Genomic DNA, 14,354 nt, shown 5'->3' with positions numbered 1-14,354 from the left:
TTCCTTCACATTACCGCCACCTCGCGATTAACCGGTTAATGCTCACCTCTCCATTAGCCGGTGAACCGGGCCAGATGTCTTGTGGATGCTCTGCCGATAGCGTTCAGATAGGGGCACTGAGATCCTCCGGCACGGTGATCAAATATTTCGGATCGAGCCTTCCAGCTTTCACCAGCATGCGCTTTCCTTTCCCCAAATCGACCTTGTCACGGTTTATTTGCTTCAGCCATGAATGGTTGTGCCGGTCGGCAAACCAGAAGAACAGCCTTTTGACTTTTACGCTTCTGCAATCGTCCAGCAGCTTTTGCAGCTTGCGGGGACTGAGGTTGCGCAAGCCCTCAACAAGCATGTCGACCTGGTGGAAGCTCTCGCTATGCGGCAGCTCGTCGAGCAGTTCAAGCAACGCCCGTTCGGGCGATGAAATGGTGAGTGGCCATTCGCTCTCGCCCCATATCTGCTTGAATGGTCCTGCCTGGAATTCATCGGCGGCTGCGCCGGTATTGTTCTGGACATTCCACGCGTCGTTCTTGAGCCCCTTCGTCACGGGATCGGCTTTGAAGAGCGTTGTGCTCTTGCGGAAGGTGAAACGCTCTTTGAGCGGAAGCTTGGAGAGCCATCCGGGCGGAGCATCGGGACCATACAGATAGACGACGGTCGGCCCTTCAACTCGGAGGTAGTGCGAAAAGCCTTGCAATTTGAGCGCGGTTCGCCCTCCGACGATCAGGGGGCGCTCAAGCAGCGTCTGAAGCGATATGACCGATTTCTGCCATGTCAGGGTGCCAAGCGGGCGCTTGAAAGTTCCACGCGTTGGCTGAACCAGCCAGCCAGCCGAAACGTACTGGCTGCGCAGACCTGTCGAATAGCGATGCTTCGTCATCCACTCGGCATCGACCAATAGGCCTTCCGCGAGGGCATGTTCGAGAACGTTTAGGTTTCTGCCAGAAGGCTCAGTCATACTTAGCAACATGGTAGTATTTCAAACAAGTTTATAGATTTGCAAATTTGCTAACCCGACTATGCAGACAACTCATAATCAAACTTGGCTTGCCGGGCACGCCAATCACATTTCGATCTCTAATGCGCAGCCCTGGGGATACGCGGCAGGGTCAGCACGCTTGCCAAGCCGGTGAGCAAGCAACCTGGCCGCTTGTCCTCGTCAACCGTCTTCTGTATCGCCAGCAGCAGGTCCGGCGCACGCTGGATCTCGTCAATGATGGTGGCTCGGTCCAAGCCCGATCAAACCAGCCGGGTTGGACTCTGCGGCTCGAGGACCGTCTGATCGCCGAATGTAATATAAGTTCGGCCGGCCCGGCGCGGTCCTACAATCAGGATCACCGGGGTATCCGAAAGGGCTTCTTCCGCCTAACGTTCTACGAACCGCTCAAACATGCGAACTCCGAATCCCGGTCGATCGGAACTATTGGTATCAGCTGATTGGAAGTCTATGAGAACGGCGATCTAGACCCACCCCGGAGCGAACGCGGCCAATCGAGGCGCCGGAAGGAAAGCGCGGCCAAAAGAGCCGCATCGAAATCTTGGCTACATTTTCCAACCCAAATTTGCTCTGTTGAGAATTCTAGCACTTCCTGAAGACAGCGTCGTCTACATCGAGCGAAACGACGACGTCGAGTTCGTGGAAGCGGACGGCCGAATATCGCCGGCTTCCGCAAGCACAAAGCGCAGGGCGACCGTCTCTCGGATCTTTCGACCGATTTCTGGAAATCGGTGCGTATCTGGTTGGCTCATTACGAGTCCACGGGAAGAGCTGGATCCAACGCATACTTCCTGCTCTTTACTACCGCAGTTATTGCGACAGGCTCTTTCTTGGAGCAGTTCGCCGACACAGATGCCGATGGCGACGCGAGGGCTAAGGATGCGTCTCACGCATTGGCAGCCAGTCGGTCGAAAGAGATCGCCAAGGTGAAGGCTGACCTCGCGGACCTAAGCGCCGAGGAGGCTTGCGACTTCTATGCTCGCATCTTCCCGGATACACCGCGTATCGACGAGATTCCGGAACTCATCAACCGGCGCCTGATCACCGTGAGGCGCCAGTCACGACAGAGCCTTTTCGAGCGGCTTGAGGAATGGTGGCTGAATCAGATTATAGAGTTTCTGACCGGCCAACGTACCAAGCTGATCAGGGTTCAGGAGGTGACGGATATTCGCGCACCGCATCGACAGGATAGAGTGGGCGGCCGTCGACGTAACGCCATTTCAGCGCGTGGTTCGGATCCCGCCGCCACTGCTCCAGCGCGCCGGGCGTGCGACGGATAACCGCCGCGGCCTCTAATGCCGTCAAATTAGAGCTGCCCGGCAGCGTATTGATATCCAACGTTGCGGGCGGCGGCATGCCACGGTTCTTGCGACGGCGCTTCGTGGCACGCGGAATTTTCCGATTACTTGGCGGCCCTAATGCCTCGATCGGAGTCTTTTCGCCCTTGCCGCTCATGCCTCCGCCCCGCACGATAGTCGGTATGAGGCAATGAGATTGTAGGCTTCTCCGCCAAGAAACAAATATAGAGCGCAGGTATGACCGCTGGATAGCTGTGGCGTACAAATAAGACGGATCGCGCCCCTTTCTGACGCCCTCCGACATCACGCGATGCAAGTGATCGGTTCGGATCACGAGATGGATCAAGCGTCGCGCGGCGACATTCGAGTCAATAGTGTCGCCCAGCACCGTGGTCCGCATAGCGTTAACGACTTTGATCTTGTTCGATGTCCGTTATCAACTCATCCAGTGTCAATGAGCCGTCGAGCGATTTCCGCGAACAGAACCAGTCCTCCACGCCATTATCGGCCATGCCCACAACCTCTGCCTTGGAGCCGCGACGATGTAGCTGGGTCCGCTCCGCCTCTTCCGTGGGGTCATGCAGAAAGCCGCGCTGGAACAAGCGCGGGACATAATGCTGGCGCTTACCAGCCATGAGGAGAGCTATCCCATGCCTAGGTTAGGTCCCGGACGTCAAGTGTGCCGTTGTTGCAACCACTGCTGTCGCGTTTACGACGTATGTCGCAATCGCTTCGATAGCCGATGGTGCTGCAGTTGGATCGGCAGCTTCCCGGGCTGATCGATGCTCCTCAAGGCTTGTCTTGGCAGGAGAGTTTGCGATCGCCGTCACGTGGTACGGCATTTGCTGATCTCGTTCGAGTCGTCGGCTCCAGGAGAAACACATGATCGAAGTGCAAGACGTTGTGCTGTCCACACGAGAAAAGCAGTGCTTGCAGTGGGTAGAGGAGGGCAAGTCATCCTGGGAAATAGGGGTGATATTGAGAATCAGCGAGAACACCGTCAATTTTCATCTCAAGAACGCGATGCGAAAGCTGGAAGTGACCACCCGAATCCAGGCTGCTATCAAGGCGCGCCGCCGCGGGCTTCTTTGAAATATGGATTGCTGCTGCTGTCAACTTGTGCCGACGGCGACGTATAAACATCCGGTGCTAGGACTACTGCATAAGATGGGATCGCATCTGCCGAGAGTAGCGGCCCGTTGTGAGCACAGCGGTATAGTTAGTCGGCCGTAAAGAATCCTGATTTGCAGGCTGATTGATCCCGTGGTTTGGCGAGGGTGCCGATGATTTGCCACAACAAGAGCCTGAGCCAGCAGATTAGGCGGCGGAAGTTATAGCCGACGGCGGCGAGAACGGCGTTGATGGCGTCACCTTGGCGATGCCAGAGGTAGTTGTGGCCGATGCGGTGCTCGGATTTGAGGTGGCCGATGACCGGCTCGACGGCGGAGCGCCGTCGCAGCTCGCGCTTGATCTGTGGCGTCACCCGCCGCTTCTGTCCTGAGATGAACACCCTGAACTTGTAATCGGCCGGGGCGTTGTGGCCGCGATAGCCCTCTCTCCGAACCGCTGCTCCAGGAACGACCAGTCTCTCGTCTGTGCCAGCTTCACCAGTGGGTGGCCGACGTCGATGATCGCGTCCAGCCGTGAGCGCAGGAGATCGCTTTGTCCCGTCTCTCGTCGTTCCCTTGGTTGCATCGCTCCCTCCGATGCGATCACGGAATCACGACGCGCGATTCGACGGAATCTTGAGGGTTCTGTGAGGTCGCGGGGCAAAGGCCAGCCGCGCGCTCTGGCGTAGCCTGCGACCTCATAGAAGCCGGATTGAACGAAGCCGCGGAGTTGTGGGCGCTATGGGGATAGTGCAGCCAGTGCGGCTGCCGAGAAGGCGCGCCTGTGGTCGTAGCGCGTCGGCGAGACATTCAGCTGATGTGAGCGGCCCCATTGATCGGGCAATGGGGCCGATCCAGCGGGGGATTTGCTGCGCTGGGATGCGTGGCCGAACGATTGGCGGGATGTTTGGTGACGAACGCGGCCACGGCGACATCGGACGTTGCCACCGAGAAAGTGATCACGGAAGGGGTGGATGGTGCAGGCATGGCTCATGACGTATCACAACGAAACGGATGGCCCCGCGCGCCGGCTCGCGGGACGACGTCGACGCGCCGCATGGTGCCGCCGCAATGTGGGCAGACGGGGATCTCGCATTTGACGAGGGGATCGGTGCCGGCTTCTGGATCTGGCGGAAGATGGCGGACAGCAAGGAGTTGGCGGCACAGGGCGATTTTATCACTACGTCCGCCATTGGCGAGGAAGCCATAGTGGCGGATGCGGTGGAAGCCATCCGGCAGGGTGTGCAGGAGAAAGCGACGCATGAACTCGCCGGCATCAAGCGTCATCACCTTGGCTTTGCGATTCTGCCGATAGTCCTTCCAGGAAAAGCTTACCTTGCCGTCGGCGAGTGAGATCAGTCGACTATTGGCGATGGCGACGCGATGGGTATAGCGGCCAAGATAAGCCAGCACCTGTTCGGGCCCGCCGAAAGGCGGCTTGGCGTAGACGACCCAGTCGGTCCGTCGGAGCTGATCGAGGCGCTGGGTGAACACGGCGGGATCGGCGAGATTACCAAAAAAACCCAACTGGCCAGCCGCGAACGCGGCTTGCAGCTCTTGCAGAAACAGGCGGCGGAATAGCCGGGAGAGGACGCGCACCGGCAGGAAGAAACCGGGCCGGCAAGCGAACCAGAGTGTGCCGTCGAGCGAAGGTCCACCACCAGGCACGACACAGTGGACATGCGGATGGTGTTGCAGGGTCTGGCCCCAGGTATGGAGGACGGCGGTCACGCCGACCTGGGCACCGAGATGCTTGGGATCGGCCGCGATGGTGGTGAGCGTCTCCGCCGCGCAGCGGAACAGGATGGCATAGACCACCGCCTTGTTCTGGAAAGCAATCTCTCCGGCCTGCGCCGGCAAGGTGAAGACCACGTGGAAATACGGCACGGGAAGAAGTTCGGCTTGCCGCTCGGCGAGCCACTGTGCGCGTGCCGCGCCCTGGCACTTCGGACAGTGCCGATTGCGGCAGGTAATGGGCGTCGCCCATTACCTGTCTTATGGGCAAAGCCGGTAATGGGGAGCTGGCAATCGCTATCACCGTATTTTCCTGTGTATTGCCGCTCTCGAGCTCTCCATTACAAGTCGCCTGTGCGGCCCCGTCGGGTCGGCCACTGATGGCCGGTCACATACGGGGACGAACATGTTGGAGACGTACTTTTCGGCGGCGAAGATGCTGGGGCATTTGCGCAGCGGGCCGAGCGGGCCTTACCTTGACGGGTTTGCAGCGGCACTGGAGCAGCAAGGCTATTGCCCCGAGACAGCGGTACGCTATTTGCGAGCGGCGGCTCACATCGGCCATGTCATCACCGAGCAAGGCGCGGGCCTAACGGACGTTGATCTCGCCGCGTTCGGCGAGCACCTGCGCACCTGCCGGTGTCCACGCGCCAAAGGCGGCCGGCGCAACCACCACACCATCTACGGTGCCAGGCTCTTTCGTCGGCACCTCGTCGAGCTCGGCGTTTGCCGGTCCGCGGCCGTGGGGGCAGCATCCGCCGAGCCGCAGCTGGTCGCCGACTTCAAGACGTGGCTGCGCAAGCATCGCGGCGCATCCGATCCCACCGTCAGGCTCTACGCCCGCGACGCCGCGGGCCTGATGATGGAGCTTCGATCTGACCCGGCCGGCTGGAGGCCGAACGATGTCCGCAGTTACTTCCTGGAGCGGACGAGCAATAGCGGGAGTGGCACGATCGAGAAGATGACGACGAGCCTGCGGGCTTTCCTGCGGTATCTCGCAGTCGCAGGCCGTTGTCAGGCAGGTCTCGACGGCACCGTTCCGGCCTACGCTCATTGGCAGCTTGCCGACATGCCCCGGTATCTGTCGACCGAGCAGGTCGACCGGCTGATCGCTGCCTGTGACGGCGACGCCGGCGCGCGCCGGCGTGATCGTGCGATCGTTCTTTTGTTGGTGCGCCTCGGCCTGCGGGCCGGTGACGTGGCGCACTGCGCCTCACCGATATCGAGTGGCAAACAGGGTCGCTGCGGGTCTGCGGCAAGTCGCGCTACGAGGTCCGGCTGCCGCTACCGCAAGACGTCGGGGATGCGATCGCCGCCTACCTCGAATGCCGGCCGTCTACCCGCCGGAACGATCTCTTGTTCCTGCGCACGATCGCGCCGTGCCGGCCATTCCGACGAGGCGACGGCATCTCGTCGGTGGTGAAGCGCATCATGAAGCGGGCCGACATCGTGGCGCCGGTCAAAGGGGCCCACGCCACCGCGGCGACCGAGATGCTGCGCCATGGCGTGCCGCTCGACAAGATCGGACTCGTCCTTCGGCATCGCGGCATCGACACGACGGCCTATTACGCAAAGGCCGACGTCGCTGCTGAAGCAGGTTGCTCAGCCCTGGCCGGAGGCGCTCTGATGCTCGACGCCATCGAGACCTATCTCGCGCTGCGCCGCGCTACGGGCTTCGCGATGTCGACCGCGGAGTACCTGCTGAAGAGCTTTGCCGCCTTCGCGGCCGAGCGCGGACAAACGTACGTCGAGACAAAAACAGCGATCGACTGGGCCGCGCTCGGACCATCCGTCGCGCAACGCGATGCACGGCTCAGAGCCGTCTGTCGCTTCGTACGCCACGTCCGGGTGGAGGACGTCGGGCACGAGCTGCCGCCGGCAAATCACTTCGGCGCCCGCAAGAAGCGTCGCACGCCGCACATCTACACGACAGACGAGATCAGTCGGCTGGTTGAAGCTGCGCTGCGGCTTCGGCCAATGCGCGGCTTGCGCCCGCACACGCAAGCGACCTTGATCGCGCTGCTCTCAGCCACCGGGCTCAGGATCTCCGAAGCCCTGAAGCTGACGATCGCTGACGTGACCCGCGACGGTCTGCTGATCCGCGAGACCAAGTTCCGCAAGACGCGACTGGTGCCGCTGCACGACACGGCAGCCGCCGGCTTGCAGCGATACCTGGCACGTCGCGGGCCCGGCGCGGACGATGATCCGATGTTCATCGACAAGCGCGGTCGGCCGCTGCGCTACATTGCCGTCAAGGAGACCTTCGACAGGCTGGTCGACAAGGCTGGCATTAGATCGAGGTCGGCTCACCGTCCTCGCCTGCACGATCTGCGGCACACGTTTGCGGTGCGCGCGCTGCAAGGCAGCCCTACCGGCCGAGGCCGCTGCGGGGCGCACATGGCGGCACTCGCGACCTATATGGGTCACGTCAACATCTACGCGACCTACTGGTATCTCGAGGCCACGCCCGACCTCTTGCGCGATGTCGCCACGGCCGGCGAAGCGTTCATGTCGAAGGGAGGTCCGCATGACGCCGATCGCTCCCCTCATCGAGACGTTCCTGCGCGACACACTAGCTCGCCAGCGGGGCGCCAGCTGGCACACGAGCGACTCCTATGCCTCGAGCTTCCAGCTGCTGTTCGTGTTCGCCGCCGACCGGCTCAAGGTCAAACCATCGGCGCTGACGCTCGAGCAGATCGATGCCGGGCTCGTCAGCGCCTTCCTCGAGCATCTTGAGGACGAGCGCAAAAACGCGGCCGTGACGCGCAACGTTCGCCTGGCGGCGATCAAGTCGTTCTTCCGCTTCCTCGAGTACCGGCAGCCGGCAGCGCTCGAGCAGATCCGCCGTCTACTGGCGATCCCGTTCAAGAAAACTGACACGCGCCTGGTGCCCTACCTTCTGCGCGAAGAGCTCCAAGCCGTGCTCGACGCTCCCGATCCGGCGACACGCGATGGCATCCGCGATCGCGCAATGCTGCACGTGGCCGTCTGCGCAGGGCTGCGCGTCTCCGAGCTGACGGGCCTCAAGGTCGATGACATCGACCTGCCTTCGATGAGCATCCTTGTGCTCGGCAAGGGACGCCGGGAGCGGACCCTGCCGTTGTGGAAGCCGGCGGCCGCTGCACTGCGCGCCTGGCTCGCCATCCGTGGGCAGGTCACGACACCTGAGGTGTTCGTCAACGCCCGTGGTGAGCCGCTGAGCCGATGGGGCTTTGCCTATCTGCTCAGGCAGCACGCCGCGACTGCGGCTCGCAAGCAGCCTGGTCTCGCCAAGAAACGCGTCTCGCCCCATGTACTCAGGCACACCTGCGCGATGGTCGTTCTGCAAGCGACCGGGGACATCCGGAAGGTGTCGCTATGGCTGGGCCACGCTACGCTGACGACCACCGAGGTCTACACGCGCGGCGATCCGACCGAGAAGCTCGATGCGATGCAGGCGATCGTGCCGCCCCACCTGCGGCGCGGCGTCTTCCAGCCCACCGACAAGCTGATCGAACTCCTCAGGCGTACCTCGTAATGGAGAGCGGGGTTAGCGGTGATTAGTACAGGAACGCGATCAAGTTGCCGCCAGCTCCCCATTACCGGCTTTGCCCATAAGACAGGAGTTGTAGGCGACGCGCGTCGCACCGCAGTCGTCGCATTGCTCGACGTGGCCACCGAGCACGGCCGTCCGACACGCGGTGATGGCGCCCATGACGCGTCGCTCGACGCGGCCGAGGTGACCGGCGTGCGCCTGTCGAAAAGCTTCGCCGTGGCGGCGGAATATGTCCGCCAGCTCCAAAGCCGGACCCATGATGCCCGATCAGCCGGGCGGAATGATCTCCAATCGACAACCGGTCAAGCGGACTCGGGGTCTGGCTGATCGTTTTGGTGGCAACCTGGGCGTAGCGCGCCGTGCTCTGCAGGCTGGCATGGCCGAGCAGCACCTGGATCACACGAATGTCGGCGCCGTTCTCGAGAAGGTGGGTCGCAAAACTGTGCCGTAGTGTGTGCACCGTCACGCGCTTGTCAGACCGGCTGCGATGTGGGCCGAGCGGCATGCCGCGTGCAGCACGGTTGCATCAAGCGGCCGCTCACTGTCGCCGCCGGGAAACAGCCAGCGTGTCGGTCGGGTTAGCCGCCAATAGGCCCTCAGAATCTTCAGAAGCTGCGGCGAGAGCATGACGTAACGGTCCCTGCCGCCTTTGCCTTGTTCGACCCGGATCACCATCCGCTGACTGTCGATATCTGCGCGTTCCAGCCGATCGTGATCACCGATTCCAGGCCATCGTGATCACTCATTCCAGAGCATCGTGATCACCGTTTCCAGCCGATCGTGATCGCTATTTCCAGCGATCGCGATCGGGGGGCAATCAGGAGGCGCGCACCGCTGACAGTCTGCAACCCGGGTAGCTTGGTCTTTTGCCTAACCGCAGAGGATCGAGATGCCGACAGAGAGACTGTCCATGCGCCACATTCGTGAAGTTCTACGCCTGCACTACAGCGTCGGCATGTCGCAATGCGGCGTTGCCCGCAGCCTGGGCTTGGCCCAAGGCACGGTCAGCAAGTACCTGAACCGAGCCCGCCGCGCCGGCCTGACTTGGCCGTTGCCGCCGGAGTTGGATGACGATCTCCGGCTCGAGAACCGCCTATATCCGCCACCCTCCGATCGGCCCAGCGACGAGCGTCCGCAGCCCGATTGGGCGCTCGTGCATCGCGAGCTGCGGCGCCCGAACGTCACGCTGATGCTGTTGTGGGAGGAGTATTGCGATGCAAGCTCCGACAGCTTCAGCTATTCGTGGTTCTGCGAGCGTTACAAGGAATGGGCCGGCCGCCTCAAGCCGACCCTGCGCCAAGTCCATGTCGCCGGCGAGAAGCTGTTCGTCGACTATTCCGGCCACACGATGGAGGTGGTTGACGGGCTCAGCGGCGAGGTGCGCAGCATGCAGATCTTCGTCGCCGTGCTCGGCGCCTCGAACTACACCTACGCCGAAGCCAGCCTCAGCCAGAGCCTGCCGGACTGGATCGCCTCGCACGTTCGGGCATTTTCCTATTTCGGCGGCACGGCCCGGCAGACGGTGAGCGACAATCTGAAGGCCGGCGTCACCCGGGCCTGCTTTCACGAGCCGATGGTCAACCGGACCTATGCCGATCTCGCCCGCCATTACCGCACCGCCATCGTGCCGGCGCGGCCGTATCGGCCGCGCGACAAAGCCAAGGTCGAAGTCGGGGTCCAAATCGTCGGGCGATGGATTCTGGCGCGCTTGCGCAACCGCCGCTTCTTCTCGCTCGCCGCCCTCAACCAGGCGATCCACGCGCTCCTTGTCGAGCTGAATGATCGACCTCTCCGGAGCTGGGGGCGAAGTCGGCGCGACCTGTTCGAGGAGCTCGATCATCCGGCGCTCACCCCCTTGCCGGACGAACCGTACGAGTATGCCGAGTGGAAGCGCTGCCGGGTCAACCTCGATTATCACGTCGAGATCGCCAAGCATTACTACAGCGTCCCGCACAACCTCGTGCGTCAAGAGGTCGAGGCCCGCATCACCCAAAAGACCGTCGAGATATTTCTCCGCGGCAAGCGGGTGGCGTCGCATCTGCGCAGCACCTTGCCGCATCGCCCGACGACGATTCCCGAACATATGCCGAGCTCACATCGCCGCTATCGCGACTGGACGCATGAGCGCATTCGTTCCGAAGCGGCCAAGGTCGGCTCCGATGCCGAGACGCTGATCGATGTCATCCTGCGGTCGCGGCCGCATCCGGAACAGGGCTTCCGCTCGGCCATCGGCATTCTCGGGCTGGTCAAGCGCTATGGCCAGGAACGCGTCGATGCCGCCTGCGCCCGGGCGCTGCTGCTCAACGCCCGTTCGTACAAATCGGTCGCCGCCATCCTCAAGAACGGCACCGACAGAACCGCTCCTCCCGCCGAGGAGGCGCCCATCCTCTTCCACACCAACATCCGTGGCCGCAATTACTACAATTGATCAGGAGAGATCAGCATGCTCATTCACCCCACCGTCGATCGCTTGCGCGCCCTCGGCCTCGCCGCCATGGCCGATACCTTCGTCGAACTGCAGAACAATCCCGAGGCGGCCGAGAGCTCACCTGGGCCATCGGAAAACCTCCTGTCTGAAGGGTTGGGCTCTGAAACCCTCGATTCTCGCAGACAGGAGGCGGCCGTTACCATCTCTCCTCAATTGCCGCGCCAGCGGCTTCGTTCAATCCTCAAAGATGAAATTGCAAGCTTTTGGGCAGTCAAAGCCCGAAAGCTTGCAATCTCAAAGCCAATCTCGCCCGGAAAATCGATTCTTGATCAACCGCTTGGACGGTTCTTCACGAACGACTAACTAGACACCCAGCAAAGAAGGGCCGCAGGGCGTCGCATCGCTTGTTGTGGGCTAGGCTTTCCTTGTGACTTGCGTGTCGCAATCGCCTAAATGATCCTAGACGTTCCGCTGGTCGCGAGTGCTTCGAAGGCGCTTACATAGCCCCGATCGTGCATCTTCGATTAACATCTCTCTTCATGTCTCCTCCTGCGGCTGCACTTTGGGAGCTCCAGGAGACTTTTCCTGCGAAATCGAACAAGACCCGCTGCAACAAACCTTCTCGCCCCTGTAGTTGGCCAAGGTTTGGAGCAACTGCGGCATATAATGCTTTTTCATAGCGTCCGGCACTTTCGGATCGTCTAGGTACGTCATTGCCCGCTCGATCAGCTCGATCGCGCGTTGCTTGTCACCACTCTCGTAGTAATACTGAGCGACCACCCTATAAGAAGCAAAGTTGAGGCCACCGCTGGCTTGCACTGAATTGAGGATATGTTCCGACACGTCTCTGGCGATCGCAAAGCGCTCCGCACGCGGAAGGTAGGCCCTATCGTTATCCGGATCAAAGAGTTGCCTCATCACGATATTCAGCCCATACACAGCCTCCGACTGTTTCCCAATCGCATCTCGAACCAGTTGGCGCAAGACCTGGAAGCCGGTCGCCGTGTCGCGCATTTTGTGAAGCAACAGATCCGCATGAATCTCGCGGAACGCGAGATTGTCCGGCATCGTGGCAATGCCCCCTTCGACCGCTGAGAGCGCTGCCGGCCAATCCTTTGCTTTTATCGCCAGTCGAATTGTCCGGCGGATTGAGAGTTCGCGCGCCACGCGTTGGTTCTCCGCAATCCGTTTCGCATCGGCGGCTTTAGCTTCATCGCTGCTGCGCCAAGTGCAGTTGATAATTTTCGGCAAGACGTCGTCGATGTGGATCGCATGACCGATAAAGGCAATGTGGCCGTCGCGGTCGACGACGAACGATGTCGGAACCCCAAGAGAAGAGCTGGCATCCATCCAAAGCTTCTTCATTTCGCCTGTACTGTCGAACCCGATTCGATAGTTCAGATTTGAGAACTTTTCAGTCAACCATGCGTCCAACTTGGCGCGAGCCTCATCCGCCGTTGGTGCTTCTTCCCTATCTGCGATTCCGACGACCTCAAGCCCTTCGTCTTTGTATTTTGCTTGCAGCTCTATCAGATGGGGCATCATCCCCACACATGGGCCGCACCAAGTTGCCCAAAATTCGACGATGTACAATTTCCCTGGCTCGAAGTTCGTGAGGGGCTCGCCACGCAGCCAGTTCTCGACTTTGAGCGAAGGAGCCGGGGACGCCAAGCATAGCATGATGATCTTCTCCAAAGTTACTCGCGACCTTGTCGCTTCACCCGAATTAGCAATCACCGTGCCAGGCTGTCCGCGCGCACTAAGCACATGACAAAGCTTTCATCCACACGCCCAGTAAGGTCCCCTGTAGGTAACCTGACATGCTTTGCGTCGGCGTCGGATTTCGGGCACGCATCGCCCCCTTCGTGCCGCAGATCGTCATGCGAATGCGCATCCGTGAGCCGCGCTGCGCCAGTAGGGAGGCGCGTGAGAAACCCGATGGTGCCCGCTGACCGACAAATTCGAAGGGTCAGGGCGACGATGAGCTCGCTTCGCTTTTAGGATCGGCCGGTCCGTTGGTCGAGATGCGCCCTCTTTCCAAGCCGTTCGCAAGCTGGCGAGGAACAAGTCGATCGGCGGGGCCGCAGTAACTGAATCGCCCGCCGACTGCACGTCGGTAAAGTCGGCAATCTGCGATCTCCTTCGTCTGGCATGTCCCCGCATTTTGCGACGAGGCCGCTAGGATACCTAAGCTTGATGAGTTAGCCGCCTGCTAACCCTTGTAGGGTGCCTAAAGGCAACCGGCCAGATAGCCTTCATCACCATAAATTCGGCACCGGTTGTCGTCCATGCTGATGGCGATGGCGTTGCTGGCGAGCACGCCAGCGAGGCGCGCCACTCGATCGGTCGATATCTTCAACCAGCCGTCATTCCGCTTGGCGGCCTAACCCCGGCAGACGCTCCACTTATCAACCCGGTGAATCTGTTCAGATAACCGGGACCAGCTCTGGTTGCGCTGCTGATCGAGACCTTGCCATTCGTTGCGGCGGTAAAGGATTTTGCTCCAAAGGCGGGACTGCGATCAATCTATTCGTGCGCGATATGCCGCGTTTGTCAGTCGATATCGACCTGAACCCGTCACCGGCCGGCCGGAATCGCTGGCCGCGATCGATGCGGGCATGAAAAGAATGGCTGTCGCCATTGGCAAGGGAATTCCGGGCGTCAAGGTGAATGTCCGAGCCTTTCTGTTCACGATGCCTATGCGCTGGCGCTTGCCGCCGACGGCGGTCACACCATACTCGCGGGAGCGCGCGATATGCGGGAGCTTGGAATCGAGATCGGTATCGAGGTTCGCGGCGTGCTGCATGTCTTCGACATGATCGAAGAAGCTCAGCTTCTCTCGCCCGCCAGTTTGCACACCTGCCTGACAATGGTTTGCCGATCGCGGCGCGTGCGCCTCCTGCAAGAAGAGGTCGATGCCCGTTACGCGAGATACTCGTCGGTAGCTTGGCCGAACCAAATTAATAGTGCGATAGGTTGATCTTGGGTACGGTACAAATCTGAGCGAGCTGCGCAACTCTCTGGACTGGGCGTTTGCGGAATTTTCACTGAGATAAACACTTTCAGCGAACGTTGAAATAGCCATATCGAGTGAAATCGTCGCCCCACTCCAAGCGAATGGTGGGCCTAATCCAATTCCATCCTCAGATGGCGGCCCACGGCCTGCGCGGCGCGTCAGGGTTGCGAGCGTCACGGATTCATTGTTGGGATCCAGGAGCCGGTCGAGCTGCGCACGGCTGGTCTGCATGCGTTCGGC

General features: G+C 60.8%; 11 protein-coding genes and 6 pseudogenes. 7 read left to right on the top strand and 10 right to left on the bottom strand.

Going from position 1 to position 14,354, the window contains the following annotated elements:
• Positions 1 to 103: 103 nt before the first annotated feature.
• From FXV83_RS26315 to FXV83_RS26300, 4 genes and pseudogenes are all read right to left on the bottom strand, one after another.
• Complete coding sequence (locus FXV83_RS26315) at positions 104 to 955, bottom strand: type IV toxin-antitoxin system AbiEi family antitoxin domain-containing protein (protein ID WP_148742496.1); 852 nt, start codon at positions 953 to 955, stop codon at positions 104 to 106.
• A 137-nt stretch (positions 956 to 1,092) separates the two neighbouring features.
• Positions 1,093 to 1,335, bottom strand: a pseudogene (locus FXV83_RS26310) (ATP-binding protein); the annotation flags it as partial.
• Between the two features lie 802 nt (positions 1,336 to 2,137).
• Complete coding sequence (locus FXV83_RS26305; RefSeq protein WP_187436166.1) at positions 2,138 to 2,449, bottom strand: hypothetical protein; 312 nt, start codon at positions 2,447 to 2,449, stop codon at positions 2,138 to 2,140.
• A 247-nt stretch (positions 2,450 to 2,696) separates the two neighbouring features.
• Positions 2,697 to 2,927 (bottom strand): hypothetical protein, encoded by a 231-nt coding sequence (locus FXV83_RS26300; RefSeq protein WP_148742495.1) that lies wholly within the window; start codon positions 2,925 to 2,927, stop codon positions 2,697 to 2,699.
• 247 nt (positions 2,928 to 3,174) lie between these two features.
• Here FXV83_RS26300 and FXV83_RS26295 point away from each other — a divergent pair, with 247 nt between their 5' ends.
• Complete coding sequence (locus FXV83_RS26295) at positions 3,175 to 3,384, top strand: response regulator transcription factor (RefSeq protein WP_148742494.1); 210 nt, start codon at positions 3,175 to 3,177, stop codon at positions 3,382 to 3,384.
• A gap of 127 nt (positions 3,385 to 3,511) precedes the next feature.
• Here the strand turns inward: FXV83_RS26295 and FXV83_RS26290 are convergent.
• A pseudogene (locus FXV83_RS26290) lies at positions 3,512 to 3,844 on the bottom strand (hypothetical protein); the annotation flags it as partial.
• 547 nt (positions 3,845 to 4,391) lie between these two features.
• Positions 4,392 to 5,372: pseudogene (locus tag FXV83_RS26285) on the bottom strand (IS91 family transposase); the annotation flags it as partial.
• Between the two features lie 969 nt (positions 5,373 to 6,341).
• Between FXV83_RS26285 and FXV83_RS26275 the strand changes: the two are divergent.
• Together FXV83_RS26275 and FXV83_RS26270 are read left to right on the top strand one after the other, a co-directional pair.
• Positions 6,342 to 7,589: pseudogene (locus FXV83_RS26275) on the top strand (tyrosine-type recombinase/integrase); the annotation flags it as partial.
• Positions 7,590 to 7,617: 28 nt separating this feature from the next.
• Positions 7,618 to 8,652, top strand: coding sequence for a tyrosine-type recombinase/integrase (locus tag FXV83_RS26270; protein ID WP_347341085.1), 1,035 nt, complete (start codon positions 7,618 to 7,620; stop codon positions 8,650 to 8,652).
• Positions 8,653 to 8,733: 81 nt separating this feature from the next.
• Here the strand turns inward: FXV83_RS26270 and FXV83_RS26265 are convergent.
• Positions 8,734 to 8,928, bottom strand: a pseudogene (locus FXV83_RS26265) (transposase zinc-binding domain-containing protein); the annotation flags it as partial.
• A gap of 9 nt (positions 8,929 to 8,937) precedes the next feature.
• Positions 8,938 to 9,375 (bottom strand): annotated as a pseudogene (locus tag FXV83_RS44275) (tyrosine-type recombinase/integrase); the annotation flags it as partial.
• A 184-nt stretch (positions 9,376 to 9,559) separates the two neighbouring features.
• Here FXV83_RS44275 and istA point away from each other — a divergent pair.
• Both istA and FXV83_RS43055 read left to right on the top strand, forming a co-directional pair.
• On the top strand, positions 9,560 to 11,098 hold the full coding sequence (gene istA / locus FXV83_RS26255; protein WP_187436164.1) for an IS21 family transposase: 1,539 nt from the start codon (positions 9,560 to 9,562) through the stop codon (positions 11,096 to 11,098).
• Positions 11,099 to 11,113: 15 nt separating this feature from the next.
• The gene (locus FXV83_RS43055; protein WP_187436163.1) at positions 11,114 to 11,461 is read left to right on the top strand and encodes a hypothetical protein; all 348 of its coding nucleotides are present in this window, start codon (positions 11,114 to 11,116) and stop codon (positions 11,459 to 11,461) included.
• A gap of 174 nt (positions 11,462 to 11,635) precedes the next feature.
• Here FXV83_RS43055 and FXV83_RS26245 read toward each other — a convergent pair whose 3' ends face one another.
• Positions 11,636 to 12,778: a TlpA disulfide reductase family protein gene (locus tag FXV83_RS26245; protein WP_148742498.1), complete on the bottom strand. Its 1,143-nt coding sequence runs from the start codon at positions 12,776 to 12,778 to the stop codon at positions 11,636 to 11,638.
• 550 nt (positions 12,779 to 13,328) lie between these two features.
• Entirely contained in the window at positions 13,329 to 13,457 is a 129-nt protein-coding gene (locus tag FXV83_RS44970) for a hypothetical protein (RefSeq protein WP_275199829.1), read from the bottom strand.
• Between the two features lie 173 nt (positions 13,458 to 13,630).
• On the opposite strand from FXV83_RS44970, the gene FXV83_RS45495 reads away from it, so the two are divergent.
• Both FXV83_RS45495 and FXV83_RS45675 read left to right on the top strand, forming a co-directional pair.
• On the top strand, positions 13,631 to 13,720 hold the full coding sequence (locus tag FXV83_RS45495; protein WP_430648950.1) for a hypothetical protein: 90 nt from the start codon (positions 13,631 to 13,633) through the stop codon (positions 13,718 to 13,720).
• A 133-nt stretch (positions 13,721 to 13,853) separates the two neighbouring features.
• Entirely contained in the window at positions 13,854 to 14,078 is a 225-nt protein-coding gene (locus FXV83_RS45675; protein ID WP_488226264.1) for a hypothetical protein, read from the top strand.
• The last annotated feature ends 276 nt before the right edge of the window (positions 14,079 to 14,354 follow it).

Origin of the sequence: Bradyrhizobium hipponense, from assembly GCF_008123965.1 — a bacterium.
Lineage (GTDB): Bacteria > Pseudomonadota > Alphaproteobacteria > Rhizobiales > Xanthobacteraceae > Bradyrhizobium > Bradyrhizobium hipponense.
Note: the sequence above shows the minus strand (reverse complement) of the source record. Positions and strands in the feature narration are given on the sequence as shown.

Bases quoted from the DNA above. Each gene is read 5' to 3' on its own strand.
- FXV83_RS26315 (WP_148742496.1), bottom strand. From the start codon at position 955: ATGACTGAGCCTTCTGGCAGAAACCTAAACGTTCTCGAACATGCCCTC.
- FXV83_RS26305 (WP_187436166.1), bottom strand. From the start codon at position 2,449: ATGAGCGGCAAGGGCGAAAAGACTCCGATCGAGGCATTAGGGCCGCCA.
- FXV83_RS26300 (WP_148742495.1), bottom strand. From the start codon at position 2,927: ATGGCTGGTAAGCGCCAGCATTATGTCCCGCGCTTGTTCCAGCGCGGC.
- FXV83_RS26295 (WP_148742494.1), top strand. From the start codon at position 3,175: ATGATCGAAGTGCAAGACGTTGTGCTGTCCACACGAGAAAAGCAGTGC.
- FXV83_RS26270 (WP_347341085.1), top strand. From the start codon at position 7,618: ATGTCGCCACGGCCGGCGAAGCGTTCATGTCGAAGGGAGGTCCGCATG.
- istA (WP_187436164.1), top strand. From the start codon at position 9,560: ATGCCGACAGAGAGACTGTCCATGCGCCACATTCGTGAAGTTCTACGC.
- FXV83_RS43055 (WP_187436163.1), top strand. From the start codon at position 11,114: ATGCTCATTCACCCCACCGTCGATCGCTTGCGCGCCCTCGGCCTCGCC.
- FXV83_RS26245 (WP_148742498.1), bottom strand. From the start codon at position 12,778: ATGCTATGCTTGGCGTCCCCGGCTCCTTCGCTCAAAGTCGAGAACTGG.
- FXV83_RS45675 (WP_488226264.1), top strand. From the start codon at position 13,854: ATGCGGGAGCTTGGAATCGAGATCGGTATCGAGGTTCGCGGCGTGCTG.